General features: G+C 66.6%; 24 protein-coding genes. 21 read left to right on the top strand and 3 right to left on the bottom strand.

Going from position 1 to position 25726, the window contains the following annotated elements:
- Positions 1 to 2: 2 nt before the first annotated feature.
- The 16 genes from NH448_RS15690 (at position 3) to NH448_RS15615 (ending at position 15846) form a co-directional block, all read left to right on the top strand.
- The gene (locus tag NH448_RS15690; RefSeq protein WP_239452578.1) at positions 3 to 536 is read left to right on the top strand and encodes a hypothetical protein; all 534 of its coding nucleotides are present in this window, start codon (positions 3 to 5) and stop codon (positions 534 to 536) included.
- Positions 533 to 2305: an AMP-binding protein gene (locus NH448_RS15685; protein WP_253028995.1), complete on the top strand. Its 1773-nt coding sequence runs from the start codon at positions 533 to 535 to the stop codon at positions 2303 to 2305. The genes NH448_RS15690 and NH448_RS15685 overlap by 4 nt, the downstream gene beginning before the upstream one ends.
- Positions 2298 to 3038: a glycosyltransferase family 2 protein gene (locus tag NH448_RS15680; protein WP_045993619.1), complete on the top strand. Its 741-nt coding sequence runs from the start codon at positions 2298 to 2300 to the stop codon at positions 3036 to 3038. The genes NH448_RS15685 and NH448_RS15680 overlap by 8 nt, the downstream gene beginning before the upstream one ends.
- Positions 3035 to 3973, top strand: coding sequence for a glycosyl transferase (locus tag NH448_RS15675; protein ID WP_052704421.1), 939 nt, complete (start codon positions 3035 to 3037; stop codon positions 3971 to 3973). The genes NH448_RS15680 and NH448_RS15675 overlap by 4 nt, the downstream gene beginning before the upstream one ends.
- Positions 3957 to 5510 carry an aromatic amino acid ammonia-lyase gene (locus NH448_RS15670; RefSeq protein ID WP_045993621.1) on the top strand — a complete coding sequence of 518 codons (1554 nt, stop codon included), beginning with the start codon at positions 3957 to 3959 and terminating at the stop codon, positions 5508 to 5510. The genes NH448_RS15675 and NH448_RS15670 overlap by 17 nt, the downstream gene beginning before the upstream one ends.
- The gene (locus NH448_RS15665; protein WP_045993622.1) at positions 5500 to 5940 is read left to right on the top strand and encodes an acyl-CoA thioesterase; all 441 of its coding nucleotides are present in this window, start codon (positions 5500 to 5502) and stop codon (positions 5938 to 5940) included. The genes NH448_RS15670 and NH448_RS15665 overlap by 11 nt, the downstream gene beginning before the upstream one ends.
- Positions 5937 to 6566: a LolA-related protein gene (locus NH448_RS15660; RefSeq protein WP_045993623.1), complete on the top strand. Its 630-nt coding sequence runs from the start codon at positions 5937 to 5939 to the stop codon at positions 6564 to 6566. The genes NH448_RS15665 and NH448_RS15660 overlap by 4 nt, the downstream gene beginning before the upstream one ends.
- Entirely contained in the window at positions 6563 to 8917 is a 2355-nt protein-coding gene (locus NH448_RS15655; RefSeq protein WP_253028994.1) for a hypothetical protein, read from the top strand. The genes NH448_RS15660 and NH448_RS15655 overlap by 4 nt, the downstream gene beginning before the upstream one ends.
- Complete coding sequence (locus NH448_RS15650) at positions 8901 to 10154, top strand: NAD(P)/FAD-dependent oxidoreductase (RefSeq protein WP_253028993.1); 1254 nt, start codon at positions 8901 to 8903, stop codon at positions 10152 to 10154. Before NH448_RS15655 ends, NH448_RS15650 begins: the two co-directional genes overlap by 17 nt.
- 146 nt (positions 10155 to 10300) lie before the next feature.
- On the top strand, positions 10301 to 10840 hold the full coding sequence (locus tag NH448_RS15645; protein ID WP_071211134.1) for a DUF3261 domain-containing protein: 540 nt from the start codon (positions 10301 to 10303) through the stop codon (positions 10838 to 10840).
- Positions 10825 to 12033 carry a beta-ketoacyl-ACP synthase gene (locus tag NH448_RS15640; protein ID WP_045993625.1) on the top strand — a complete coding sequence of 403 codons (1209 nt, stop codon included), beginning with the start codon at positions 10825 to 10827 and terminating at the stop codon, positions 12031 to 12033. Before NH448_RS15645 ends, NH448_RS15640 begins: the two co-directional genes overlap by 16 nt.
- The gene (locus NH448_RS15635) at positions 12030 to 12563 is read left to right on the top strand and encodes a hypothetical protein (protein ID WP_239452575.1); all 534 of its coding nucleotides are present in this window, start codon (positions 12030 to 12032) and stop codon (positions 12561 to 12563) included. The genes NH448_RS15640 and NH448_RS15635 overlap by 4 nt, the downstream gene beginning before the upstream one ends.
- The gene (gene fabG, locus NH448_RS15630) at positions 12560 to 13285 is read left to right on the top strand and encodes a 3-oxoacyl-ACP reductase FabG (protein ID WP_253028992.1); all 726 of its coding nucleotides are present in this window, start codon (positions 12560 to 12562) and stop codon (positions 13283 to 13285) included. Before NH448_RS15635 ends, fabG begins: the two co-directional genes overlap by 4 nt.
- A complete protein-coding gene (locus tag NH448_RS15625; protein ID WP_045993628.1) occupies positions 13285 to 14544 on the top strand; it encodes a beta-ketoacyl-ACP synthase in 1260 nt (419 codons plus the stop codon). Before fabG ends, NH448_RS15625 begins: the two co-directional genes overlap by 1 nt.
- 53 nt (positions 14545 to 14597) lie before the next feature.
- Positions 14598 to 15038 carry a hypothetical protein gene (locus tag NH448_RS15620; protein WP_045993629.1) on the top strand — a complete coding sequence of 147 codons (441 nt, stop codon included), beginning with the start codon at positions 14598 to 14600 and terminating at the stop codon, positions 15036 to 15038.
- Complete coding sequence (locus NH448_RS15615) at positions 15019 to 15846, top strand: 4'-phosphopantetheinyl transferase family protein (protein WP_052704423.1); 828 nt, start codon at positions 15019 to 15021, stop codon at positions 15844 to 15846. The genes NH448_RS15620 and NH448_RS15615 overlap by 20 nt, the downstream gene beginning before the upstream one ends.
- Positions 15847 to 15917: 71 nt before the next feature.
- On the opposite strand, the gene NH448_RS15610 is transcribed toward NH448_RS15615, so the two are convergent.
- Positions 15918 to 16898, bottom strand: coding sequence for an Rpn family recombination-promoting nuclease/putative transposase (locus tag NH448_RS15610; protein WP_045993630.1), 981 nt, complete (start codon positions 16896 to 16898; stop codon positions 15918 to 15920).
- Between the two features lie 283 nt (positions 16899 to 17181).
- Here NH448_RS15610 and NH448_RS15605 point away from each other — a divergent pair, with 283 nt between their 5' ends.
- The 4 genes from NH448_RS15605 (at position 17182) to NH448_RS15590 (ending at position 21095) form a co-directional block, all read left to right on the top strand.
- Positions 17182 to 17997 (top strand): FCD domain-containing protein, encoded by an 816-nt coding sequence (locus NH448_RS15605; protein WP_045993631.1) that lies wholly within the window; start codon positions 17182 to 17184, stop codon positions 17995 to 17997.
- A 69-nt stretch (positions 17998 to 18066) separates the two neighbouring features.
- Positions 18067 to 19215 (top strand): galactonate dehydratase, encoded by a 1149-nt coding sequence (gene dgoD / locus NH448_RS15600; protein ID WP_045993632.1) that lies wholly within the window; start codon positions 18067 to 18069, stop codon positions 19213 to 19215.
- 88 nt (positions 19216 to 19303) lie between these two features.
- Positions 19304 to 20266: an SMP-30/gluconolactonase/LRE family protein gene (locus NH448_RS15595; RefSeq protein WP_045993633.1), complete on the top strand. Its 963-nt coding sequence runs from the start codon at positions 19304 to 19306 to the stop codon at positions 20264 to 20266.
- 85 nt (positions 20267 to 20351) lie between these two features.
- A complete protein-coding gene (locus NH448_RS15590) occupies positions 20352 to 21095 on the top strand; it encodes an SDR family oxidoreductase (protein ID WP_045993634.1) in 744 nt (247 codons plus the stop codon).
- 17 nt (positions 21096 to 21112) lie between these two features.
- On the opposite strand, the gene NH448_RS15585 is transcribed toward NH448_RS15590, so the two are convergent.
- Positions 21113 to 23365 carry an EAL domain-containing protein gene (locus NH448_RS15585; protein WP_045993635.1) on the bottom strand — a complete coding sequence of 751 codons (2253 nt, stop codon included), beginning with the start codon at positions 23363 to 23365 and terminating at the stop codon, positions 21113 to 21115.
- A 299-nt stretch (positions 23366 to 23664) separates the two neighbouring features.
- On the opposite strand from NH448_RS15585, the gene NH448_RS15580 reads away from it, so the two are divergent.
- Complete coding sequence (locus tag NH448_RS15580) at positions 23665 to 24414, top strand: FadR/GntR family transcriptional regulator (RefSeq protein ID WP_045993683.1); 750 nt, start codon at positions 23665 to 23667, stop codon at positions 24412 to 24414.
- A 48-nt stretch (positions 24415 to 24462) separates the two neighbouring features.
- Here the strand turns inward: NH448_RS15580 and NH448_RS15575 are convergent, their stop codons facing one another.
- On the bottom strand, positions 24463 to 25713 hold the full coding sequence (locus NH448_RS15575) for an allantoate amidohydrolase (RefSeq protein WP_052704424.1): 1251 nt from the start codon (positions 25711 to 25713) through the stop codon (positions 24463 to 24465).
- Positions 25714 to 25726 lie beyond the last annotated feature (13 nt).

Raw genomic sequence — 25726 nt, 5'->3', positions numbered from 1 at the left:
CGGTGTCCACTACCGCCGTGGTGCTTGCCACCGCGTTGTCGTTGAGCTGGCCGCTGTCGGTGTGGTGGCTGCGGGGCACCCTGGGGCCCTGGCCACTGCTGCTGATTGGCTGCGGGCTGATCGCCTGGCGCCTGCCCCAGGCACGCGGCCTGGCGATCCTTGCCGCTCTGGCGCTGCTGGCGGTGGGGCTTGCCGTCGATGCCGAGCTTGGCATGCGTGGCTACCCGGTGGCCGTCAATGCGGTACTGCTGGCGTCCTTCGCCGCCAGCCTGTGGCGAGGCATGCCGGTGATCGAACGCCTGGCGCGTCTCAAGGAGCCCGACCTGCCCCCCGCCGGGGTGCGCTATACCAGGCGCGTCACCCAGGCCTGGTGCCTGTTCTTCCTGATCAATGGCGGTATCGCTGCCTGGACGGCGGCCTTTGCGGACCTGGACGTCTGGACCCTGTACAACGGCGTTATCAGCTATGGCCTGATCGCCCTGATGTTTACCGGCGAATGGCTGTGCCGTCGCCGGTTGCGGAGCTCCTCCTCATGACACGCCCCATCATCGGCGCCCCGACAACCCGTGACGGCTATCTGTGTCTGGCAGATCGCCCCTGGCGACAGGCCTGGCCGGACGCTCGGCACCTGCCCTCCCGCTGGTGCCATTCCCGGGATCTTGGCCGGCGAATCGACGCCTGGCTCGCCTGGCTCGCCCCTCGCCCGCACGGTCGCTGGCTGCTGCTCGACCCAGACCCGATCACTTTTACTGCAGCCTTGCTGGCACTCTGGGAAAGCGGACAAAGCGCGCTGCTTCCCGGCGATGATCGTCCCGCCACTCTGGCGCGACTGATGCCGCTGGTCGTCGGCCGACTCCCCGCCGAGCCATCGCCGGAAGACACCCAGGATCTACCTGCCCAGGAACCCCTCGCCACCGCACAGTGGGAAGCTGATCGGAACCCTGCCGGTGCAACGGCGGTGATGGCTGACAGAGAGGCGGCGGAAAAAGAGGCGGTGGTGCTGTGCACCTCGGGTTCCACCGGCCAACCAAGCCTCGAGCCCAAGTGCTTTCGCCAACTCGACGAAGAGCTCGAGCGTCACGCCGCACTGTGGCCGCTAGCACAGACAGCCGTGGTCTGTCAGGTTAGTCACCAGCATATCTACGGCCTGCTCGCCGGTATTCTAGCGCCGCTGTGTCACGGCGCCCCCTTCTGTGGCGACGACAGCCGCTTCCCCGAGGTGATGGGCCAACGGGTCAGCGAGGCAACCTCGGTCGGGCTGGACGCCTGCCTGGTCGCGAGCCCCGCGCAACTGTCGCGGCTGCCGCAGCACCTGGCCCTGCACCACCAGCGCATTGCCCGGGTACTGTGCTCCGGAGCGCCGCTGTCCAGGGACGACGCCATGCGCTGCGAGCGTCTGCTGGATAGCCCGGTGATCGAGATCTACGGCAGCACCGAGACCGGCGGCATCGCCCATCGTCGGCAGTCGAGCGGTGATCTCTGGACCCCGTTCCCCGGGGTCGAGCTGGACCTGAATGACAGCTCCCTGCGATTGCGCTCGCCCTTCCTGGCCCGGCCGGAGCAGTGGTGGGACCAGGCCGATCGGGTCGAGCGCCAGGGCGAGGGCTTTCGCCTGCTGGGGCGCCGCGACCGACTGGCCAAGATCGGCGGCAAGCGTGTTTCGCTGACGGCGCTGGAACAACGTCTGTGCCAGCACGAGGTTGTCGATGACGCCCGCTGCGTGGATCTCGACTTGCGCGACGGAAGGCTCGGCGTGGTGCTGGCCGTGGCCGGCGATGCGCTACCCCAGCAGCATGAGCCCCGAAGAAGGCTGATCTCGACCCTGCGCGAGCACCTCGCCAGCGAACACGAGCCGTCGGCGATTCCGCGCTACTGGCGCTTCGTCGAGTCGCTTCCACTCAATCCCCAGGGCAAGCACGATCACGCTACCCTGCGTCGCTTCTTCGATGACCTCGACGACGATCGTCTGCCGCGCTGGCTGGGCGCAGTGGACGTCGACGACGAGCAGCGCATCACCCTCGAGGTACCCGAGCGTCTGCGCTATCTGGAAGGCCACTTCGAGGGCTTCGCGCTGGTTCCCGGGGTGGTACTGGTGCAGTGGGCCATCCACCACGCGCGTGAGCGGTTTCCGGCGCTTTGCGCCTTTCGCGGCGTCGACCGGCTGAAGTTCCAGAAGGTCCTGCGTCCCGGCCAACGCCTGACGTTGACGCTCAAGCGTCGTACCGATGGCATCGCTTTCTCGTTCGACTCGCCGAAGGGTCGCCACGCCGGCGGCAGGGTCCGGCTGGAGGCGCGCCATGACTGAGCCCCGCCCCTGCGCCGTGGTACCGGTCTACAACCACCCCGACAGTGTGGCCGGAGTGGTCGGGCGGCTCGTCGATCTGGGCCTGCCGGTGATCCTGGTGGACGACGGCAGTGATCCGTCCTGTCGCCGGGAGCTCGAGCGTCTGGCCAACGCGGGCCACGCGCTGGTGACCCACCAGCGCAATCGTGGCAAGGGCGCGGCGGTGCGCAGTGGGCTGCTCGAGGCCGAGCGGCTGGGCTACAGCCACGCATTGCAGGTCGACGCCGATGGCCAGCACCACCCGGACGACCTGCCAGCCTTCATCGATGCCATGCACCAGACGCCCCATCGTCTGCTGGTCGGCTACGCCCGCTATGATGACAGCGTGCCCAGGGCCCGGCTGTACGGCCGCTACGCCACCCATGTGTGGGTCTGGATCAACACCCTGTCGCGGCGGATTCGCGACTCCATGTGCGGGGTACGTCTCTACCCCCTGGCTGCCGTCAATGGCCTGCTGCGTCGGCACCCCTGTGGTGATCGCATGACCTTCGACACCGAGGTGCTGGTGCGCTGGTACTGGGCTGGGGGCGAACTCACCAACCTGCCGGTACGGGTGCACTACCCCGAGCAAGGAGTCAGCCACTTCGCCCTGTGGCGCGACAACGCCCAGATCAGCGCCATGCACGCCCGCCTGTTCGTGGCCATGTGGCCCCGCCTGCCCGGTCTGCTGTGGCGCCATCGGAGGCAGCCATGAACCGCCACTGGGCCGCCATCGGCGAGCGCGGCACCCTCTCGGGGATGCTGTTCATGGTCTGGCTGAGACGCTTCGGCGACTGGCCCTTCCAGCTACTGCTGTGGCCGGTGATCCTGTGGTACTACCTGTCCCACCGCACCGCCCGGCGCGCCTCCCAGGACTACCTGACACGGCTCGATCCGGCGCTCGAACGACAGCCACTGCGGCTGCGGGCGCGTAGCTTTCGTCACTTTCTGAGCTTTGGTCGATCGCTGATGGACAAGGTGGCCGCCTGGAACGGCGAGTATCCCCCCTCGCGGCTGTCCGGCGACGGTGTACAGCACTTCGCCCAGGCCGTGGACGGCGGCCAGGGGGGCCTGATTCTGGTCGCCCACCACGGCAACCTGGACATCGTCAACGCCCTCAGCGAACGCCACCCCTCGCTGGACCTGACGGTGATCATGCACACCCGCAACGCGCGCAAGTTCAACGAACTGCTGGAGCGCGCCACCGGCCGCCGTCGCCCCGAGATTCTCGAGGTCAGCGAGATTTCACCGTCCAGCGCCCAGCGCCTGGACGCACGCATCCGCGCCGGAGGCTTCGTGGTCATCGCTGCCGATCGCATTCCCTTGCGCCAGGGCCGCACCCGTGCGCTCGAGTTTCTCGGTGCACCGGCGCCCTTTCCCGAGGGCCCCTTCCTGCTCGCCAGCCTGCTGCGCTGTCGGCTCTACCGGCTTGCCTGTGTGCGTGATGGCGACGGCTTTGTGGTCGACTTCGACCTGATCGACGACACCTCGCGGCTGGGGCGCCGTGGCCGCAGCGCCTGGATCGCCGAGGCCATGCAACGCCATTGCGCCGACCTGGCCTGGCGCGTCCAGCGCCACCCGTTGCAGTGGTTCAACTTCTTTCCTTTCTGGATCGCCGACGAGACGACTGACCATGACCCACCCCGCTGAGCCGACCGCCCCCTTGATCCTCGATGGCGGCGCCCTGAGCCTGGAGGACGTACTCGATGTGGCCCTGCGCCGCCGAAGCGTCGCGCTGTCGCCAGCTCCCGAGTTTCGCACGCGCATCGAGCGCGGCCAGCGCTTTCTCGCGCGCCTGCTTAAAGAAGACGGCGTGGTCTACGGCGTCACCACCGGCTACGGCGACGCCTGTACCCGACCGGTGGCCCACCAGGACATCGACGACCTGCCCCGCCAGCTGTACACCTTCCATGGCTGCGGCATGGGCCAGATCCTCGACATCGAGGCAGCCCGGGCGGTGGTGCTGGTGCGCCTGGTATCGCTGTGCCAGGGGGTGTCCGGGGTCAGCTTCGAGCTGCTCGAGCGGCTGGCCTGGCTACTCGAGCACGACGTGCTGCCGGTGATTCCCGAGGAAGGCTCGGTCGGCGCCAGCGGTGACCTGACGCCGCTGTCCTATCTGGCCGCGGTGCTGTGCGGTGAGCGCGAGGTCATCGACAATGGTACCCGCCGTCCGGCCGCCGAGGCCCTGGCCGAGCGCGGCCTGCTCCCCTATCGACTGAAGCCCAAGGAAGGCCTGGCGCTGATGAATGGCACTGCGGTGATGACCGCGCTGGGCTGCCTGGCCTTCGCCCGTTGCGCCTACCTGGCACAACTGTCGACTCGCATCACCGCGCTGTCGGTGCAGGCGCTGGACGGCAACCCCTACCACTTCGATGCCGAACTGTTCGCCGCCAAGCCGCACCCGGGACAGCAGCAGGTGGCCGCCAGGCTGCGCCAGGACCTGCATGCACCGCGTACCCCGCGTAACTCACCCAGACTGCAGGATCGCTACTCGACCCGCTGCGCGCCCCACGTGATCGGCGTGGTCGAAGACGCCCTGCCCTGGTGGCGACAGTTCCTGACCAATGAACTCAACAGCGCCAATGACAACCCCTTGATCGATGCCGAGGCCGGCAAGGTGATGCACGGCGGCCACTTCTACGGTGGCCACGTGGCTTTTGTCATGGACAGTCTGAAGCAGGCCGCCGCCAATCTGGCCGACCTGCTCGACCGGCAGTTGGCTCTATTGGTGGACAGCCGCTACAACCATGGCCTGCCGAGCAACCTGAGCGGCGCCAGTGCCGAGCGCCTCGCGCTCAATCATGGTTACAAGGCGGTACAGATCGGCGCCTCCGCCTGGACCGCCGAGGCGCTCAAGCTGACCATGCCGGCCAGCGTCTTCTCGCGCTCCACCGAGTGCCACAACCAGGACAAGGTCAGCATGGGCACCATCGCCGCGCGCGATGCCCTGCGCGTGCTGACCCTGGTCGAGCAGGTGGCTGCCGCGACCCTGCACGCCGCGGTGCAGGGCGTCGAACTGCGCAGCCGACTGAACGACGCCGGCGCCGTTCCCGAGCGCCTGGCGGCCTTCGTCGACAGCGTGCGCCGCGACGTCGCCCCCCTGGCCGAGGACCGCGCCATGGACAGCGACCTCAACCACCTCTGTGGCCTGATACGCCGCCGTCACTGGAGGTTCTATGACGCCTGACGATCGCCCGCTACCCCGAGCCGAGGTGGAGCTCGAGGTGCCCTTTCACGACGTCGACATGATGGAGGTGGCCTGGCACGGCCACTACGTGCGCTATCTCGAGATCGCCCGCTGCCGGTTGCTCGACGCCATCGACTACAACTACCTGCAGATGCGCGCATCGGGCTTCGCCTGGCCGATCATCGATCTGCGCCTGCGCTACGCCGCGCCCGCTCGTTTCGCCCAGCGCCTGGCCATCGAGGCTCGCCTGAGCGAATGGGAAAACCGCCTCAAGATCGACTACACCATCCGCTGCGCCGAGAGCCGCAAGCGCCTGACCCGCGCCTGGTCGGTCCAGGTCGCGGTGGGGCTGGACGATGGCGAGATGCGCCTGGCCTCGCCACCTGCGCTGATCGAGCGGCTGATCGCCTGGCAGGAGGCGCAACCATGAACCACAGCTCCACGCACCACCGTTCACACCGGCCTCGCTGGGCTCACGGGAAAAGCCGAGCCTTGAGGGGCGCCCTGGCGGGCATCCTGCTGGTGCTGCCGATGCTGGCAACGGCTGCTGTTGCCTCCACCGGCACGGTACCGAGTCTGCCGCAGTTGAGCCGGCAACTGGAGCAGCATCAGCCGGCCTGCGTGAGTTTCGAGCAGAACCGCTGGATGGCGGACCTGCAGACCGAACTGCCCAGCGCCGGCTACTTTCGTCGCGAGCCCTCTGGGCTGGTGTGGCAGACCCTGAGCCCGATCGAGGATCGGGTCGTGCTGTCCGCCGACAACCCCGAACTGCCACCGGGGCTCAAGGCCCTGCTACCCGTTCTGACGGGACTGTTCGACGGCAACTGGGCGAGCCTTGAAGGGCATTTCAGCGTGCGCCTTGGCGGCAACCTCGATGACTGGCAGGCACAACTTGCGCCCCTGGACAGGGCCATCGCCGAGCGTCTGCAAGGGATCGAACTGGACGGCGCCGAGCAGGTCGAGCACCTTCAGGTCAGCTTCACCGACGGCGATCGTCTGCGCCTCGAGTTGTCGCCGCTGCCCTGTGACGCCCTGACCGGAGCCCCCGGCGCATGAGTCTCGGGGGCACTGATTCAGCCCGCGGCGCGCTGCTGGCGAGTCGCGGCTGGGGACTGGTGCTGCTGGCCTGTATCGTGCTGCTGGCCGTGCAAGTGCTGCGCGGTGCGCCACTGGATACCCGCATCACCGCCCTGCTGCCCGAACATCAGCAGGGCGAGTTGATCGCCCGCGCCGATGACAGTCTTGCGTCCACCTTCGAGCGCCGCTTCTTGTTGCTGGTCGCGAGCGACGCGACGCCGCACGCCGCCCCCGTGGAGGCGGTCAACGAGCTTCGCCAGGCGCTGACGGCCAGCGGCATCATCGCAAGCCTGGATAGCCAGTCGCCGCCGCGCCCGGATCAGACCCTGACCCCCTATCGCTATCGCCTGCTGACCGATTCGCTGGCCCGCCAAGACGCCGAGGCCTGGCGCCAGCGCGGCCTGTCACGGCTGTTCGCCCCAGGCGTCGACGCCGATCTCGAGCGCGACCCCTTCGGCCTGCTCGACGGCTGGCTCGAGGCTCGCTTCCAGGGCCCGGTCAGCTGGCACCCCGGCGGCCCCGGGGTGGTCACCGACAAGACCGAGTGGAGCCTGATCGGCGCAACCCTGGCGGCCAGCCCCTACGACATGGCACTGCAGCAAGAGCTGAGTGCGGTGCTGGAGCGCTTCGGCCAGGCGCATCCCGAGCTGACCCTGCTGCGCGCCGGGCTGGTATTCCATGCCGCCGCCGGTGCCAGGCAGGCGAGTCACGAGATCGCCACCATCGGTCTGGGTTCGCTGTTCGGCATTCTGGCGTTGCTCGCGCTGGTGTTCCGCCGCCCGCTGGTGATCGCCACGCTGCTGTTGCCGGTGGCCACCGGTCTGGTGTTTGCCAGCGCGCTGACCTGGCTGATCTTCGGCTCGCTCAACCTGATCACCCTGGCCTTCGGCGCCAGCCTGATCGGTCTGTCGGTGGACTACGCGCTGCATCTGCAATGCACCCGCCAACTCAACCCGGGGCGCTCACTGCGCTTGTTCTGGCCGGGCCTGACGCTAGGCCTGGCCTCGAGCCTATGCGCCTACCTGGTGCAACTGGCGACTCCCTTGCCGGGGCTGCGCCAGATGGCCACCTTCACCGCACTCGGCCTGCTCGGCGCCTGGCTCAGCGTGCGTCTGTGGCTGCCACGGCTGCCGCTCTATCACCACCCGGCTACCGCCACCATCGCCAGGCGGCTCGATCGACTGCGTCTTGGCCGCGGCCAGCGCTGGGTGTATCCCGCCCTGGCGCTGGTGCTGGTTGTGGCTGCCGCGCTGGCGCTGACCCGGAGTACCACCAGCCATGACCTGCGCCAGCTCAATCCGTCGCCGGCTGCGCTGATCGCCGAACAGCAGCGGGTACAGACGCTGCTCGAGCGCCCGGCCAGCTTCCGCTACCTGATCGTCAGTGCCGAGACCCCGGATGCCCTGCTGAAGCGCCTGGAACAGCTTGACGAGCCGCTGTCCCGGCTCGAACGGGAGGGCCACCTGTCCTCCCATCGCCACCTGGCCCAGGCGGTACCGTCGATGCAGACCCAGGAGCACAACCTCGAACGGGTGCGCGAGCGCTACGCCGCGGCCCTGCCGGAGCTGCTGAAGGCTGCCGGCTTGCCCTCGACATTGATCCCGCGCCTTGAAGATCCTCTGCACGAGGTGCCCTTCCTGTCCCCGCAGACCTGGCTGTCGAGCCGCGCCGGCGAAGCCGACCGTGCGCTCTGGCTCGATGGCCTCGAACGCCCCGCCGCCCTGATCACCATCGGTGAGGTGGACGCCACCGCATCGAAGGCGCTGACGCAGCTCGCCGAGTCACCGGACGTGATCTATCGCGATCGGGTCGCGGCGCTGTCGCAGCAGCTCGCCTTGCTCAGCGAGGAGCTGGTGCGCTGGCTGGCACTCGCCCTGGCACTGCTGGTGGGCGTCTTCGGCCTGCGCTACCGTCGCCACGCCTGGCGGGTGCTGCTGCCGCCGGTGGGCGCAGTGATCATCACCCTGGGTCTCTACGCACTGAGCCACACCGGCCTGACCCTGTTTCACCTGCTGGGTCTTTTGCTGGTGCTCGGCATCGGACTCGACGCCGGTATCTTCAGCACCGAGCACCCGCAAGACCCGGGCGCATGGCTGGCGATCAGCCTGTCCTGCGCGTCCAGCCTGCTGGCGTTCGGCCTGTTGGCGTTCAGTGCCACGCCGGCACTGCACTTTCTTGGTCAGACCTGCCTGATCGGACTGGTTGCCACCTGGTGCCTGGTCCCCCTGGCCCGAGGCGCGACGGAACGCGCTGGCGTGGCCGCCCACCGGGGTGTCGCAGGAAGCGACACCCAAGAACTGGAGAGTTCATCCCATGGAAGATCGACCTGATACCGACGTCGCCATCATCGGTGCCGGCCCCTCGGGCGCAGCGGCCGCGGCCTGGCTTGCGCGCAAGGGCTATTCGGTCAGGGTGCTGGAGCGCACCCACTTTCCGCGCTTCGTCATCGGCGAAAGCCTGCTGCCCCAGTGCATGGTGCACCTGGAGCGCTGCGGCCTGCTCGAGGCGGCCAAGGCCGGTGGCTACCAGCCGAAAAACGGCGCCGCCTTTTGCCGGGGCGACGACTACGCGGCCATCGATTTCCGTGACAAGTTCAGCGATGGCCCCGGCACCACCTGGCAGGTGCCCCGTGACGACTTCGACCAGCGCCTGATCGAGGGTGCCAGGGCGGCGGGCGCGCGCGTCGACTTCGGCGTCAGCGTCAGCGACTTTCGCGCCGATCCGTTCAGGCCGCGACTGAGCTGTGTCGACGATGACGGGAAGTGCTTCGACATCGAAGCCCGCTTCGTCCTCGATGCCAGCGGCTATGGCCGCGTGCTGGCACGCCTGGAGGCGCTGGACCGCCCCTCCAGCCTGGCCACTCGCTGCGCGCTGTTCACCCACGTCGAAGACCGTATCGATCGCGCCGAGCATGACCGCGACAAGATTCTGATCGGCGTCCACCCGACCCACCCGGACGTGTGGTACTGGCTGATCCCCTTCCGTGACGGGCGCGCCTCCGTCGGTGTCGTCGCCAGTCCCGAGTTGCTCGAGAGCGCCGGCGACAGCGACGACCAGCGGCTGTGGGCGATGCTGGGTCAGGAGCCCCGCTACGCTCGCCTGCTCAAGGACGCGACGGCCACCCGCGAGGTCCAGCGCATCGACGGTTACTCCGCCGATATCACCCGCCTGCACGGGCCGGGCTTCGCGATCCTCGGCAACGCCGGCGAGTTTCTCGATCCGGTGTTCTCTTCCGGCGTCACCATCGCGCTGGACTCGGCGCTGCGCGCGACGCCACTGGTAGCAGACCAGCTCGACGGCGAGGCCGTGGACTGGGCGCAGGACTTTGAAGCACCGCTGCGCCGTGGTGTCGCCACCTTCCGCGAGTTTGTCGATGCCTGGTACGACGGCCGCCTGCCACGCGTCATCTTCCATCCGGATCAACAGCCCCGGGTGCGTCAGATGATCGCCTCGGTGCTGGCGGGATACGCCTGGGACATCGACAACCCCTTTGTCGCCGCCAGCCGTCGACGCCTCACCAGCCTGGCCGAGCGTTGCGAACTGGACAGCCAGGCCGTCGCTCCGTGAAGGTGCGCTCTACGCTCCCGCACCACCCGCCAAATGGCGGGTGGTCGAGCCCCTGGGCCAGGCTGCGTGGGCCAGGCAGGTCCTTCGCGGCGCTAGTGATACTCTGCCTGCTCGGCGCCTGCGGGTTGGGTCCAGGCGTGGCGCCGATGCCGGCACTGCACACGCTAGCGCCCATCAGCGCCCAGACCCAGCGGCTGACCTTCGAGCACCAGGGCGAGCGCCGCGTGCTGCTCGGCGTGCTGCGTCATGACCACCAGCAGCTTCAGTTGGCGCTGATAAGCCCTCAGGGCCAGCGACTGCTGACCCTGGTGCAGGATGACGAGGGCGCGCGCTTCGCTCCGGGCGCCGCCTTCGAGCCGCCTTTCAGCGCCGACTGGCTGGCCAGCCGCCTGAGTTTCAGCCTGTGGCCCGAAGCACGCCTGCGAGAGGCCTTCGCCGGCAGTGACTGGTCGCTCGAGCAGCGCGACCACGAGCGCCGCATCTATCATCAGGGCCGCCTGGCGGTGCGACTCGAGATGACGCCGACCTGCCACGTGATTCATGATATCGAGGCTGACTACCGGCTCAGCGTGGCGACCCTCGCGCCCTCCCCGGATGCCCGCGAGAACAAAAGCCCGAACAGCAGCGTCAGCACGACCACCACCAACCATAACGCAGTGACCGATTCACCATGCCCCTCGACGTGACACCTGCGCAGACACCCTGCCGACTGCATGCGCCGGCACTGGTCTGCCCCCTGGGGGATGACCTCTCGACCATCGCCGCGCGGCTGTTCGACGGCCAGCACGGCCTGGTGCGTAGCGATAAATACACCCCCGGCAGGCCGCTGTGGCTGGGCACCGTGACCACGCCGTTGCCCGACGACGGTGACTGGCCGGCGCGCCATCGTTCGCGCAACAATCGCCTGCTGGACGCCGCTTTCGCGCGTCTGCGGCCGACCCTTGATGACTACCTTGCCAGCCATCCCGGGGCACGCCTGGGCGTCGTGCTGGGCACCAGCACCTCCGGTATCGGCGAGACCGAGGCGGCAGTGGCCCATCGTGCCGCCAGCGGCCAGTGGCCAGAGCCCTTCCACTACTGCCGCCACGAGATCGGCGCAGCGTCCGACTTTCTGGCCTGGCGCCTGGCCGCCGAGCGGCCGGATATCCGTCTGATCACCGCCTATACCCTGTCGACCGCCTGCACCTCCAGCGCCAAGGCCCTGGCCAGCGCCAGGCGGATGCTCAAGGCGGGGCTGTGTGACGCCGTCATCGCCGGTGGCGCCGACAGCCTGTGCGGTCTTACGGTGAACGGCTTTGCCGCCCTCGAGGCGGTCAGCGACGAGCCCTGTCGCCCCTTCGCCGAGGATCGCGACGGCATCAATCTGGGCGAAGGCGCCGCACTGTTCCTGGTCACCGCCGAACCCGGCGGCGTTCAGCTCAGCGGCTGCGGCGAGACCAGCGACGCCCACCATATCTCCGCCCCTCGCCCCGACGGCATGGGCGCTCTGGAGGCCATGCGCGCCGCTCTAGAGATGGCCGGCCTCGGTCCGGATCAGATCGACTATCTGAATCTCCACGGCACCGCCACCCGACAGAACGACAGCATGGAGTCCCGGGCGGTCGCTCAAGCCTTCCCCGATGGCGTGGCCTGTGGCTCGACCAAGAGCCTCACCGGCCACACCCTGGGCGCCTGCGGCGCGCTGGAGGCAGCCTTCTGCTGGCTGGCCATGCACCACAACCGGCGGCCGCCACATCTGCACGCAGCAGACCCGCAACTGCCCGCGCTTTCGCTGTGCGGATCTGATACGACGCCAGCCACCGAGGTGCGACGTAGCCTGACCAACGCCTTCGCCTTTGGTGGGAACAATATCGCCCTGGTGATGGAGCGCGCGCCATGACGACACCCCCGACTCCCGTGACAGCCCCCCTTATGTCCACTGATGCCTCTTCTTCCGGCAGTGCAGACGCGCTGCCCCCTATCGCCGACCTGGTGCCCCACTCCGGCGCCATGTGCCTGCTCGACAGCGTGCTGGAGATCGGTGAGGAACATCTGATCGCCCGTATCACGCCCGACCGGCAGGACCCCTTTGCCAATGACCACGGCATTCCCGGCTGGGTCGGCCTGGAGTGGCTGGCCCAGGCCATCGCTGCCTGGTCCGGGCGGGCCGCCCGCGAGGCCGGAGGCGAACCCCGGATCGGTTTTCTGCTGGGCTCACGGCACTATCACTGCGACGTCGAGCATTTCGTCTTCGATTCCCCTGTCGAGGTCAAGGTCGAACTCGACTACCGCGCCGACAATGGACTCGGCGCCTTCCGCGGTGAATTGCGCGACGCAAAGGAGCGGCGCCTGGCCCACGCCACCCTCAACGTCTTTCAACCCGACAGTGCCGAGACCCTGTCGGCCATGCTCGAGGATTCAGCGCCATGACCGATACCCTGCTCGTCACCGGCTCCAGTCGGGGCATTGGCCGCGCCATCGCCCTCAGGCTCGCCCGCGATGGCTTCGATATCGTGGTCCACTGCCGCAGCCGCCGTGACGCCGCCGAACAGGTGGCCGACGAAGTTCACGCCCTGGGCCGTGACGCCCGCGTGCTCTGCTTCGACGTCACCGACAGAGACGCCGCCAGAGCCGCTCTCGAGGCCGACATGGAGGTCCACGGCGCCTACCACGGGGTGGTCTGCAACGCCGGCATCACCGCCGACGGCGCCTTCCCTGCGCTCACCGATGACGACTGGGACAGCGTCATCGATACCGGCCTCAACGGTTTCTACAACGTGGTCAAGCCGATCACCATGCCCATGGTGCGACGCCGCAGGCCAGGCCGCATCGTGGTCATGTCGTCGGTGTCGGGGATCATGGGCAACCGCGGCCAGGTCAACTACAGCGCCGCCAAGGCCGGCCTGATCGGCGCGGTGAAGGCCCTGGCGGTGGAGCTGGCCAAGCGCCGGATCACCGTCAACGCGGTGGCCCCGGGACTGATCGACACCGACATGACCGAGGGTCTGGCCAGCGAGGAAGCGCTGAAGGCGATTCCGATGCGCCGCAGCGGTCGCGCCGAGGAGGTGGCCGCCACCGTCAGCTTCCTGTGCTCCGAGGACGCAGGCTATATCACCCGCCAGGTCATCGCCGTCAATGGAGGCCTCTGCTGATGCATCACAATGGACATCGAGCCGATGGACTTGGCCGCCGCGTGGTGGTCACCGGCATGGCCGGCTTTTCTCCCGTCGGCAACGACTGGGACACGATCAAGACCCGACTGCAGCGCGGTGAAAGTGGAATTCGCCACCTTCCCGAGTGGGACGTCTACGATGGGCTAAACACTCGCCTCGGCGCCCCGGTGGAAGACTTCAGCCTGCCCGCCCACTACCATCGCAAGGCCCTGCGCAGCATGGGGCGCGGCGCGCGCATGGCCACCCGCGCCAGCGAGCTGGCGCTCGAGGATGCCGGGCTGCTCGACAGCGACCTGCTGGGCAGCGGCGAGATGGGCATCGCCTACGGGGCCTCCGCCGGCGAACCCGACGCCGTGGCCGACTTCGGCAACATGCTGATCAACAAGTCCACCGACGGCCTCAACGCCAATTCCTACATCCGCATGATGGCCCACACCGCGCCGGTCAATATCGGCGTCTTTCTCGGCCTACGGGGACGGATTCACACCACCTCAAGCGCCTGCACCTCAGGCAGCCAGGGCATCGGCTACGCCTACGAAGCGATCCGCTTCGGCCGTCAGAAGGCGATGATCGCCGGCGGCTGCGAGGAACTGTCCGCCTCGGAGGCGGCGGTCTTCGATACCCTGTTCGCCACCAGCACCCGCAACGACACCCCCGAGGCAACGCCGCGCCCATTCGACCGCAACCGAGACGGTCTGGTGATCGGTGAAGGCGCCGGTAGCCTGATCCTCGAGGACCTGGAGCATGCCCAGGCGCGCGGCGCCCGCATCTACGCCGAACTGGTCGGCTTCGGCACCAACAGCGATGGCCGCCACGTCACCCAGCCCGACGCCGCCATGATGGAGCGCGCGATTCGCCAGTCCCTCGACGATGCCGGCGTCAGCCCCGCCCAGATCGGCTACGTCAGCGCCCACGGCACCGCCACCGATCGTGGCGACATCGCCGAGAGCCAGGCAACCCGGGCAGTATTCGGCGAGCGCCAGCCGGTCAGCGCCTTCAAGAGCTTCACCGGCCACACCCTGGGGGCCTGCGGTGCCCTCGAGGCCTGGGTCGCCATCGAGATGATGCGCGAGGGCTGGTTTCACCCCACCCTCAATCTCGACCATCCCGACCCGGCCTGCGCCGAGCTCGACTACCTGCGCGGCGAGGGCCGACGCATCGACTGCGAGTACGTGATGAGCAACAACTTTGCCTTCGGCGGCATCAACACCTCCTTGATCTTCCGCCGCTGGCCGTAGCTGAAGCCCAAGGGGCCACCAGGCCTCCCACCAAAAAGAAAGGAAACGACACCATGAGAAAGGGAATCCTCGCACTGACGCTACTGGTCGCAGGCCTTGGCGCAGCCACCAGTGCCCAAGCCAGGGACACCCCCTACTTCCTGCCGATCCAGGAAGCCCTGGCCACTCCGGCCGCCCAGGAGAAGCTTGACCCGAACATCCGCCTGGTGTTTGCCGATGCCGGCGGCAACGTCAGCCAGGACTTCGGTGAGGTGGTCACCAGCCGCAAGACCAACGCCTTCAACAAGACCGACGAAGAGGCCTGTCGCTGGGTCATGCTGTCGGCGCTGATCGCGCTCCAGGATAGTGCCCGCCAGCAGGGCGGCAACGCCGTGGTCAACATCGAGAGCTTCTACGACAGGAACGCACGCGCCTCGACCAGCGAGTACGAGTGCCACGCCGGCGCCTTGATGGCCGGTGTCGCGCTGAAGGGCGATGTCGTCACCCTGCGCTGAGGCTCGTCTCCCATGCCTGCTGCTGGCCATCGCCGAACTGCCGGCCAGCGGCACGTCCGATCAGGGTGCGGCACGGGGGAGACAACAAGGAATTGGGTCGCAGCAAGCACGCCAAGGACACGACAACGGGCGACAGCCGCGACGCATTCAAGCAGGCATTCGCGGCGAGGCTGCCTCGCACCTGGGTCGTGAACGGCTCAGCCGACTCGCCGCCGGACTCGGCTTTGACTGCCCGGTGGCGGGCTGGTCCCCTCGCGGTGCCGGGCCGCCTCGCCACCCCGGGCTACCCTCGCCCTGGACCGCGTGCCTCAGCCACAGCGGCAGCCTGGTCGTCGCTGGGCTCGCCGAGGTGCCGGTAGGGCTGGATATCGAATGTCCCGACCGGCGACAGCGACAGCGTCACCGAAGCCGCCTCGATGGCCTGATCGCGACGCTGCCCGAAGCCAGCGTACGCCGGGCCATCCAGCGGGCGCCGGATGCCCTGGCAGCCTTCTACCGCGCCTGGACCCTGTACGAGGCCCGCTACAAACTCGGCTGTCTCGAAGGCCAGCCCCCGGACCACGTCCTTGCCACCCGCATCGGCTCATTGATGGCGCCTGACCTGACCGACATGATCAGCCATTCGAATAGCCATACGAATAGTCATTCAAATCGTCAGCAGTCGGGCGATCCCCTCTACGCCTGGCAGGCGCAGGATGACCGCCTCACCCTGAGCCTGTGCGCCCGTGAACTCGGGCTGAGCATCGAGATGCGCTTGGGTGGATTGGAGTTCCCGGACTGGACGGGGCTTCCACAGACATTCGATTGAGAGAGCGTCATCGGCGCCGGATGGGGCCATCTGGAAAGCAGGAGGTGGGCCTTATTCACTGCTGTCCTGCCTCATGCTTGTCTTCTCAGCTCCGCCACCTGCTCAAGCTCGAGTCCACAGATTTCTGCGATTTCGCGGTCATCCATGGCGGTGCGCGCAAGCAGGTTACGCGCGGTTTCCAGGCGCCCTTCCTCGCGTCCTTCCTCGCGTCCTTCCTCTAGACCTATCTCTCGCCCTAGCCGTCGTCCTTCCTCGAGTCCCTTCTGCTTCCACTGTTCGGGCCATCGTTTGGCACGTTCCGACAGCATGGTGTGTACCTCCTCAAGGTCATTGAGCGCCTGCCACTGCTCGTGGTCGCTCTTCCCGCCCGGCACCCAGTTGGGCAGCAGGACGCGCTTGATCCATGTCGCGAAGTGGCGCCGCAGCCGAGCCTGCCCGGGTGATTTCAACCACTCCACCAACTGGCCGATGGTGTCGATCACGTCCTGTTGGCTATGGTGATACTCCAGCCGAAAGATGGCGGCAACCAGGTTGCGGGTGTCCGTAGGCCAGCGCTCGTCGGCGACGATCGCACCTTCATCCAGCAGTAGATAGGACTGCGAGGGTTGGTAGCGAGCCAGCTCCGTCGCTGCGGGATGAATCAGTTCGGACAGCTCCTTCGCGGCACTCCAGCGTCTTTCTCCATTGTAGAGGACGATGGGCAGCACCGGCGGCAACCTGCGCTCGCTGGCCAACTTTCTCTGCTTCACCAGGTCCTGATACAGCAGACCCACGTAGGTCATGATGCGCAGCGCCATGAAGGGATCGACGCTGCTCTGAAACTCGATCAACAGATAAAGGTACAGCCAGTCATCACCAGAACGCACCCGCCAGATCACGTCACCTTCGCGGTCGCGAAGATCATCCGTCACGAAACTGCCGCTGACCTTCTCCAGGCTGTCCAGGTCCAGCCGCTCGACCCACTCGCCTTCGACGAACCCGGTCAAGAGGTCACGTATCACCCTGGGCTCACTGAACAGCAGCTTGTAGCTCTGATCATGTCTATCACGCATGGCAGGCTGGTCCGTCAATACATCCTGCATCGCAGCGTGGCGGCTAATCACACTCTTCTCGAGCCCACACGTAAGCTTCAGCACAGACAAGGCCAGCATGTGAGTTGCATGGGGCAGAATGACGGCGGCTGCCGAGAATCAGGCAGCCACTAATCGGCGAGCTAACAAGCGCACGCGTTCAGCACCGTGCCTTCCACCAAGGTCTACCCCATTCGAGGCATTCCTGCCTTGCCTAAAATGTCAGACATTAACTATAGTAACGTCGAACATTATGGAGGCCTGGATGGACGCTCTCGCTTCACTCCCGAGGCCCGCCGAGGGTCGCGGTGCCGCGGCGCTGGCCGAGGTACTGGCACGGGCGATTCTGTCGGGACACTGGCAGCCGGGGGATCTGTTTCCTCGGGAGCTGGATCTGTGCCAGCACTTCGAGGCCAGCCGCAATCGGGTGCGTAACGCCCTGGGCGAACTCAGCGCGGCGGGCCTGATCGAGCGCACCGCCGGTCGCGGCACCGTGGTGCGCGATATCGTCGACTGGCATCTGCTGGATCCGCAGATGAGCGGCTGGATGGCCAGCCTGGACGCGCCCCACCCGCAACTGGTCGAGGCGGTGTTCGCCTTTCGCCTGGCAGCGGAGCCCTATATCGGCGAGCTGGCGGCGCTTAACGCCTCCGGAGAAGACCTGGCACGCATCGAACGCGCCTTCGACGGCATGCGGGAGACCGCCGATGCGCCCTCGCAACGACTGGCCCACGCCGAACACGATGTGGCCTTTCACGACGCCATCTATCGCGCCAGCCACAACCTGGTCTGGCGCCAGATGGGGCTGCTGTTGAGGCCCTCCATCGTGGCCCTGATCCAGCGCTCGCAGCGCCATGCCGGGAGTTCCTCCGACGGCCCCACGGACGACGCAGCAGGCGGCCATGCGCGTGGACTCAGCGACAGCCTGGAGCGCCACCGCCAGCTACTCGAGGCGATTCGCCTGAGGCAGCCAGAGCAGGCCCGCCGCGCCACGGAACTGCTGCTCGAGCGCACCGCACGTGACCTGGACAAGACACTCCCGGCCAGTGGCATCACGACACCGGCGTCGCGACACCTTTAAGCCCGTCCGCTCGCTTCACCCAACCCCATCGACATCGGGCCAAGCAGGCCCCCACAAGAGGCATCGACCATGAAGATCACCCGACTCAAGACCTGGCAGGTTCCGCCACGCTGGTGCTTTCTGAAGATCGAGACCGACGAGGGCGTCTACGGCTGGGGCGAGCCGGTCATCGAGGGCCGGGCCGCCACCGTGGAAGCCGCAGTGCACGAGCTGTCGGACTACCTGATCGGCCAGGATCCGCGCAATATCGAGCACCTGTGGAACGTCATGTACCGGGCCGGCTTCTATCGCGGCGGCCCGATTCTGATGTCCGCCATCGCCGGCATCGACCAGGCGCTGTGGGACCTCAAGGGCCGCGAACTCGGCGTCCCGGTGCACCAACTGCTGGGCGGCAAGGTGCGTGATCGCATGCGCATGTACGCCTGGACCGGCGGCGATCGTCCCGCCGACGTGGGTGCCGGCGCCAAGGCACTGACCGATCAGGGATTTACCGCCTTCAAGATGAACGGTACGCCGGAGATGCAGATCGTCGACAGCCATCGCAAGATCGACGAGGCGGTCGCCCGCGTCGCCGAGGCTCGCGACGCCGTCGGTCCCGACGTGGGCATCGCGGTGGACTTCCACGGCCGTGTCCATCGGCCCATGGCCAAGACGCTGATGCGCGAGCTCGAGCCCTATCACCTGATGTTCATCGAGGAGCCGGTGGCACCCGAGCACCTGCCGGTGCTCAAGACCATCGCCCAGGATCTGGCCACCCCGATCGCCACCGGCGAACGCCTGCACACCCGTTTCGCCTTCCGTGACCTGCTCGCCGACAACATGGTCGATATCGTCCAGCCGGACCTGTCTCACTGCGGCGGCATCAGTGAAGGCTTGAAGATCGCCACCCTGGCCTCGGCCTACGACGTGGCCCTGGCGCCCCACTGCCCGCTGGGCCCGCTGACCCTGGCGGCGTCGCTGCAGCTGGATGCGGTATGTCACAATGCCTTTATCCAGGAACAGAGCATGGGCATCCACTACAACAAGGACAACGACGTGCTCGACTATCTGGTCGACAAGAACGCGCTGGCGATCGAGGACGGCTTCTGTGCCATTCCCGAGGGGCCAGGCCTGGGCGTCGAGATCAACGAGGCGTTCGTCGAGGAACGCGCCAAGGTCGGACACCGCTGGCGCAACCCGGTATGGCAACACGATGACGGCTCCGTCGCCGAGTGGTGAGCGACGGCTGATCGCGTTGCCGAACAATGACAACAGTCCTGGTGGATGCGCGCTCCAAGGTGCCATCCGCCAAGTTCGAGGAGACGTCATGTCCCGTTCCGCATCCCCCTGCCTTGGCGAGGCTCGCGCCATCGTCGAGGCACCCTGCGAACTCGGCGAGGGCCCCAGCTGGGACGCCCGGCGTGGCGAGTTTCGCTGGCTCGATATCCTCGGGCGCCGCTTCCATCGCTACCGCCTCGAAGACGGCGATCATCGGTCCCAGGCGCTGGACGAGCTGGTGTCCTTCGCCGCCCCCTTGACCAGCGGTGATGATCTGCTGGTCACCGAACACGGCCTCAAGGAACGCGACCACGCCCACGGCGGCGTGTCACCCTGGCGCGAGGTCGAGGCTGCCAACCCGGTGACGCGCAGCAACGATGCGCGCATCGATCGCCACGGCGGGCTGTGGTTCTCGACCATGGGCAAGGCCGCCGAAGCCGCAGCCGGCAGCCTCTATCGCCTGTACCGCGGCGAGATCTTCTGCCTGAAGCAAGACATCACCATCCCCAATGCCCTGTGCTTTTCACCGGATGGTCGCCTTGGCTACTTCACCGACACCGCCACCGGGGTGGTCATGCGCTGGGCGCTCGACGCCGAGGGCTTCCCGTTGCGCCAGGATGGCGGCGCCTTCCTTCAGGACGGGGTGGCGGCAAGGCCCGAACAATTGGCCGAGCCCGAACCCTGGGCGGACTTCAACGACGACCCGGGAAACCCGGACGGCGCAGTGATCGATGCCGATGGCTACATGTGGCTGGCGCTATGGGGGTCAGGGCGGGTTGCCCGGCTGACGCCGGATGGCGAGGAGGTCGGTCATGTCAGGGTCAACGCCGACCAGCCCTCCTGCCCGGCCTTCGGCGGGCGTGAGCTGACCACCCTGCTGATCACCACCGCCACCGAAGGACAGCGAGAACACAAGGAAGGCCGCCAGGACGGCGCTACCTTCCTGTTCGACCTGAGCGAAGCGCTTCCCGGCGTACGTGGGCTCGATGATCCACCGATCGCACTGCGCTGAATCGCTGCTCACATGCCGCCGCTTTCGGCTTGTCCATCGGCGGCGGCGCCCCCAGGTTTACGACGCACCCCCAGAGGCCTGAAGCATGAGCGAATCCGACTCTCCCAAGGTCGCCATCATCACCGGTGGCTCACGCGGTATCGGGGCCGACATCAGTCGGCGTCTGGCCAACGATGGCTATGCAGTGATCGTCAACTACGCCCATCACCGCGAGGTCGCCGACGGCCTGGTCGAGGAGATCCTGGCCCAGGGCGGCGCGGCGCTGGCCGTTCAGGCAGACATCTCACGCACCGACGAAGTGGCGCAGCTTTTCGACACTGCCATGCAGCGCTTCGGTCGCGTCGATGCGCTGGTGAACAATGCCGGCGTGCTCAAGGCGGTGCCCATCGCCGAGGCGGCGGACGACGACTACGACACGCACTTCGAGACCAACACGCGCGGCACCTTCAACACCCTGAGGGAAGCCGCCTCGCGCCTGGAAGATGGCGGCCGAATCGTCAACCTGTCGAGCAGCGCGCTGGCGCTGAATCTGCCTGGCTACGGGCTCTACAACGCCACCAAGGCTGCAGTGGAGTCGCTGACCCGAGTGTTTGCCGGCGAGTTGCGCGGCAGGCGGATCACCGTCAACGCGGTAGCGCCGGGACCGGTGGATACCGAACTGTTCCGCTCGGGCAAGACCGAGGAACAGATCGAAAGGTTCACCCATATGCCACCACTGGAGCGACTGGGCCAACCGCGTGACATCGCCGCGGTGATCGCCTTCCTGCTAAGCCCCGAGGCCGAGTGGATCAATGGCCAGGTCATCCGCGCCAATGGCGGCTTCGCCTGAAGCAGCGTCGTCAAGGCTCAGCGCAGTTCTTCGTTGGCGGCGTCGCGGATGCCGTCCCCGACGCGACTGCGCAGCCACTCGGTGGCGGCCTCGGCGGTCATTGGTCGTGAAATCAGGAAGCCCTGCAGCATATGGCAGCCTTGCTCCGCCAGGTGGTCCGCCACCGTCTGGTCTTCCACCCCCTCGGCGACCACGCTGAGCCCCAGATGGTGAGCAAGCTCGATCGTGGAGGACACGATGACGTCGTCCTCGGACCCCTTCACCAGCTGCATGACGAAAGACTTGTCGATCTTCAGCTCCTGGACCGGCATGCGCTTGAGCTGGGCCAGCGACGAATAGCCTGTTCCATAGTCATCGATGGCCAGCTCCACCCCCATGGCGCGCAATGACTGCAGCTTGCGCGCCCCCATCTCCGGCGATTCCATCAGCGCGCTCTCGGTGAGCTCGATGCACAGACACTCGCCGCGCAGGCCATGGCGGTCCAGCGCCCGCTCGACCCGCTTGATCAACCCTGGCTGCTGCAGGTCCATGGCCGAGATATTCACCCCGAGGCGCACATTGAGCCCCACCTCGCTCCACCTGGCCAGCTGCTGGCAGCCGGTGTCGATGACCCACTGGGTCAATTGGTGGATCAGCCCCGAGCGCTCGGCAAGGGCGATGAATTCATCCGTCGGGATGCGTCCGAGCCTGGGGTGGTCCCACCGCAGTAGTGCCTCCATGCCGAGGGCCCGGCCGGTCAGGGCCGACACCTGGGGTTGATAACGCAGCGAGAACTCACCGTTGCTGGCGGCGTGCTGGAGATCGCGCACCAGAGACAGATGGCGCAGATGGCGTTCGTCCTGGCCGTGCAGGTAACACTGATAGGACTGGCGTAGCTGACGTGCTCGATCCAGTGCGATCTCGGCCCGCCGCAGCAGCAGGTTGGCCTCGCCGCCATGCTCCGGATAGCGCGCCTCGCCCATGGCGCAATCGAGTGTCACCGGCGACCCATCCAGACGGATCGCCCGGGTCAGTCGACGATGCGTATCCTCAAGCCACAGCGGGTCGAGGTGAGACACTGACAGCAGCAGCAGGAATTCGTCGCCACTGAGACGGTAAGCCCCTGCCTTGGGTGCCGGCAGATCCGCCAGGCGTCCGGCCAGCGTACTCAGTACCTGATCACCGAAGTCATGGCCGAAGGTGTCGTTGATCCGGCGCATATGGTTGATGGTCAGCCGCAGCAGGGTAAAGGGACGCCCGGTGGCGATGGCAGCCTCGATATCCTCGTTGGCGCATTGGCGATTGCCTAGCCCGGTCAACTGGTCCTGGCGTGAGCGCTTGCGAATGTCGGCTTCCCGGCGCACCAGGTCGTTCTGCATCTTCAGCATGGTCGAGGACAGCAGACCAAATTCTCCCTTGCGGGGAAGTCGATCGAGATCCAGAGGTTCCCCACGCCCCACACTCTTGGCCGCCCCCACCAGGCGCAACAGCGGCAGACTCACGCTCCGAGCGATCAGGATAGCGGCCACCAGCATCAGCGCCAGGCTGATCGCCAGGATGATCGCTAGCTGGCGCTTTATTGCCTGATAGTCGGCCAACAGAGTCTCGTAGGAACGCTCTACCACGAGCTGGATACGCCCCTCTGCATCCTCGAACAGCGTCAAGGCTCGGCGCAGACCCTCGCTCCCCACAAGGCCTACGTCCTCACCTTCACCCACCTGCACCTCGAAATGGGTGTCGCTGCGAATCAGCGCCGACAGCGCCGTTGCCATGTCCTCGTCGAGGCGAAACCCCATGATCAGCCACCCCGCCGACGTCTTTCCCTGGACCGGATACAACACAAGTTGAAAGGCCTCGCCATCATGAATGCCAAGGGTAACGGCCCCATCATTGTGTCTCGTCTGTTCCCTGGGGTCGCGGAAAGCTCCTGTCCCCAGAGCTTCGTGATGGCTCGACACCAGCACACGACCCTTCTCATCGAGCAGGCTCGCCATATCGGCGCCCATGCGCTGCGCGTACTCACCCAGAACGTTTCCCCTCGCCGCCCTGTCGAGCGAGTCAACGGCTTCGCGGAAACGTGGATCTTCCACCAGCAGGCTCACACTATGCAGCAATTGTTGGCCCCAGCCATCGAGCAGGGCGACTGCCACACTGGAAGCTACTCTCAGTTCCTTCTCGCCCTCCTCCAAGGCGGTGGATTTAACCGCACTGAGTACCGCCCATGACACGACCAGCTGTATCCCGATGGTCAGGACCAGCATCACCAGCAGTAGCCGAGCACGAAAGGACATCGAAAGGCCTCCACGGATTGTCGATGGCGCCACCACCACACAAACGCTGCACACAGAGTGGCAGAAAAGTCACCCGTAACCCCCTCACAGGCACTGCGGTCTGGCCGGCTTAGGCCACTTCAGGGACAGGCTTCACCCTGGCCTTCTAGAATAGCCATACTGTTACTAAATGTAACTAATATTCACAAAATCTTTGCCGTCCAGCCCCGCGCAGTCGCGGCAACCCTGACCGACGAGGTGGCGGCCAGTCCGTCATAGGCTCTGATATGCTGTGGTTTCATGACCGACGAGAGACCAACATGACCGGATCGACACCTCGCAGACGACCCTATCAATTGGCAGAGACCATCAAGGGCTGGATCGTCGAACGCGAGCTGTCACCGGGTGATCGCCTGCCCGGTGAGGCGGAGTTGATGGAGATCCTCGGCGCCTCCAAGGGCACCGTTCGTGAAAGCACCCGGGTGCTGGAAGCCCAGGGGCTGGTCGAGACGCGTACCGGCCCCGGCGGCGGCGTGTTTATCCGGGAAATGAGCGAATCCCGCGCCATCTCGCTGCTCAGCCACTATCTGTACTTCAAGGACATCTCGATCCGCGACATCTACCAGATCCGCCTGGCGCTGGAACCGGAGCTGGTAGCCTCGCTGGCGGGGCAGGTCGAGGTTTCAGAGATCGCCAGGCTGCGCCAGTCACTTGCGAGCTACGCCGAGCCCGCCTGTGACCTGGACGCCGAGCGCCAGCAGCACATCGACTCGCTGGACTTCCATGAACAACTGGCGCAGCTTTCCGGCGGCAACCCCTTGCTGTCCTTCATCATCCGCTTCACCGCCCAGGTGCTGTCCGACCTTACCGTCTATCGGCGGCTGTACGAGCCCGGCGACCATCATATCGGTCCCGCCGGCTGCCAGTATCACGCCTGGCTGCTCGACGCCATCGAGGCCGGCGACGGAGAACGCGCCCGCACCCTGATGCGCGAGCATCTGCTGGAAGCCCAGGCGGTGATGCACGACAACGAAGCACAGGTGCGGCGCGGGTTTCTCAACGAAGGTTAACGACCCTCAGAGGCGGAGGTGCGAGTGCCTTGCCCACCTCGACGACGCCTATTGCGCTTTCGGAGTCAGGTCCTTGAGAAATTGCATCAGTACACGAGTGGCCGCCTCACCGTCGGCCGCGGTGATGGCTTCGTCCGGATGGTGACTCAGGCCATCGGTACAACGCACGAACAACATGCCGATACCGGTCAGGTCGCACATCGCCAGACCGTCATGACCGGCGCCGCTGAACAGCAGATCAGCCGGCTCATCGCACCGTTGGCAGGCATCCCCCAAGGCCTCGATCAGCCAGTCCGCGCAGGCCACCGCCTCGGCCTCATAGGTCGTCTCCACCGTCAGTGACAACTCGCGCGCCTGTGCCAATTGTCGGCAGGCGGCCAGAATGTCCTCGCGACCACGACGCCGAACCTCGGCGTGGGGAGAGCGCAGCTCGAGGGTGAACACCACCTCGGCAGGAATCACGTTGACCGCGTTGGGGCGTACCTCCAGCTTACCCACCACCCCGACAAAATCCTCGGTGGCGTTAAGGATGCGGTCGACCTCGGCGATCATCTCGGCAGCCCCCACCAGCGCATCGCGACGGCCCGGCATCGGCGTGGTGCCGGCGTGGCCTGCCTTGCCGGCAACCGTCAGCCGGTGACGCTCGATCCCGGTCAAGGAGGTCACCACGCCGAGAGCGTGATCGCGCCGTTCCAGCACCGGCCCCTGTTCGATGTGGACCTCGACGAAGCCCAGCACCGAGTCAGGATCTCGGGCCAATGACGGAATTTGCTCAGGATCACCACCAAAGGCCCGAAGCGCCTCGCCCACGCTGATGCCATCGGCATCCCTGGCCTCCAGACTGGCAGGATCGAAGGTACCGGCCAGGGCACGACTGCCGATCAGCGTCGACTGAAAACGGGTCCCCTCCTCATCACCGAAGGCCACCACTTCGACGCCGTAGTCGAGCTCGATCCCATCCTTCTTCAATCGCTCCAGCGCCAGCAGCGGCAGCGCTACGCCGAGCATGCCGTCATACTTGCCACCTTCGACCACGGTGTCCTGGTGTGACCCCATGATCAGCGTGCGCGCGCCGGCGCGCGCCTTGTCGCATCGCCCAACCAGATTCCCGGAGGCATCCAGTTCGGGCTCAAGTCCGGCCCGGCGCATCCAATCGGCGATAAGTTCGAGTACCTGGCGGTGTTGCTCCGAGCAGAACAGCCGGGTCACGCCGGCGCCAGACTCCGAGAAACACGCAGCCTCGTCGAGGCGCTCGAGCAGTTGTGCGCCGAGCGTCATGGTCTCGTGGTCAGCGGTCATGATATCTCCAGAT

This window comes from Halomonas sp. OfavH-34-E (genome assembly GCF_024124525.1).
In the GTDB taxonomy this organism is placed as follows: Bacteria; Pseudomonadota; Gammaproteobacteria; order Pseudomonadales; family Halomonadaceae; genus Halomonas; species Halomonas litopenaei.
This window is presented reverse-complemented; position numbering and strand designations above follow the sequence as displayed.

Excerpts from the sequence above, each read along its gene's own strand:
- NH448_RS15685 (WP_253028995.1), top strand. The coding sequence starts at position 533 with ATGACACGCCCCATCATCGGCGCCCCGACAACCCGTGACGGCTATCTG.
- NH448_RS15680 (WP_045993619.1), top strand. The coding sequence starts at position 2,298 with ATGACTGAGCCCCGCCCCTGCGCCGTGGTACCGGTCTACAACCACCCC.
- NH448_RS15675 (WP_052704421.1), top strand. The coding sequence starts at position 3,035 with ATGAACCGCCACTGGGCCGCCATCGGCGAGCGCGGCACCCTCTCGGGG.
- NH448_RS15670 (WP_045993621.1), top strand. The coding sequence starts at position 3,957 with ATGACCCACCCCGCTGAGCCGACCGCCCCCTTGATCCTCGATGGCGGC.
- NH448_RS15665 (WP_045993622.1), top strand. The coding sequence starts at position 5,500 with ATGACGCCTGACGATCGCCCGCTACCCCGAGCCGAGGTGGAGCTCGAG.
- NH448_RS15660 (WP_045993623.1), top strand. The coding sequence starts at position 5,937 with ATGAACCACAGCTCCACGCACCACCGTTCACACCGGCCTCGCTGGGCT.
- NH448_RS15655 (WP_253028994.1), top strand. The coding sequence starts at position 6,563 with ATGAGTCTCGGGGGCACTGATTCAGCCCGCGGCGCGCTGCTGGCGAGT.
- NH448_RS15650 (WP_253028993.1), top strand. The coding sequence starts at position 8,901 with ATGGAAGATCGACCTGATACCGACGTCGCCATCATCGGTGCCGGCCCC.
- NH448_RS15645 (WP_071211134.1), top strand. The coding sequence starts at position 10,301 with ATGCCGGCACTGCACACGCTAGCGCCCATCAGCGCCCAGACCCAGCGG.
- NH448_RS15640 (WP_045993625.1), top strand. The coding sequence starts at position 10,825 with ATGCCCCTCGACGTGACACCTGCGCAGACACCCTGCCGACTGCATGCG.
- NH448_RS15635 (WP_239452575.1), top strand. The coding sequence starts at position 12,030 with ATGACGACACCCCCGACTCCCGTGACAGCCCCCCTTATGTCCACTGAT.
- fabG (WP_253028992.1), top strand. The coding sequence starts at position 12,560 with ATGACCGATACCCTGCTCGTCACCGGCTCCAGTCGGGGCATTGGCCGC.
- NH448_RS15625 (WP_045993628.1), top strand. The coding sequence starts at position 13,285 with ATGCATCACAATGGACATCGAGCCGATGGACTTGGCCGCCGCGTGGTG.
- NH448_RS15620 (WP_045993629.1), top strand. The coding sequence starts at position 14,598 with ATGAGAAAGGGAATCCTCGCACTGACGCTACTGGTCGCAGGCCTTGGC.
- NH448_RS15615 (WP_052704423.1), top strand. The coding sequence starts at position 15,019 with ATGTCGTCACCCTGCGCTGAGGCTCGTCTCCCATGCCTGCTGCTGGCC.
- NH448_RS15610 (WP_045993630.1), bottom strand. The coding sequence starts at position 16,898 with ATGCGTGATAGACATGATCAGAGCTACAAGCTGCTGTTCAGTGAGCCC.
- NH448_RS15605 (WP_045993631.1), top strand. The coding sequence starts at position 17,182 with ATGGACGCTCTCGCTTCACTCCCGAGGCCCGCCGAGGGTCGCGGTGCC.
- dgoD (WP_045993632.1), top strand. The coding sequence starts at position 18,067 with ATGAAGATCACCCGACTCAAGACCTGGCAGGTTCCGCCACGCTGGTGC.
- NH448_RS15595 (WP_045993633.1), top strand. The coding sequence starts at position 19,304 with ATGTCCCGTTCCGCATCCCCCTGCCTTGGCGAGGCTCGCGCCATCGTC.
- NH448_RS15590 (WP_045993634.1), top strand. The coding sequence starts at position 20,352 with ATGAGCGAATCCGACTCTCCCAAGGTCGCCATCATCACCGGTGGCTCA.
- NH448_RS15585 (WP_045993635.1), bottom strand. The coding sequence starts at position 23,365 with ATGTCCTTTCGTGCTCGGCTACTGCTGGTGATGCTGGTCCTGACCATC.
- NH448_RS15580 (WP_045993683.1), top strand. The coding sequence starts at position 23,665 with ATGACCGGATCGACACCTCGCAGACGACCCTATCAATTGGCAGAGACC.
- NH448_RS15575 (WP_052704424.1), bottom strand. The coding sequence starts at position 25,713 with ATGACCGCTGACCACGAGACCATGACGCTCGGCGCACAACTGCTCGAG.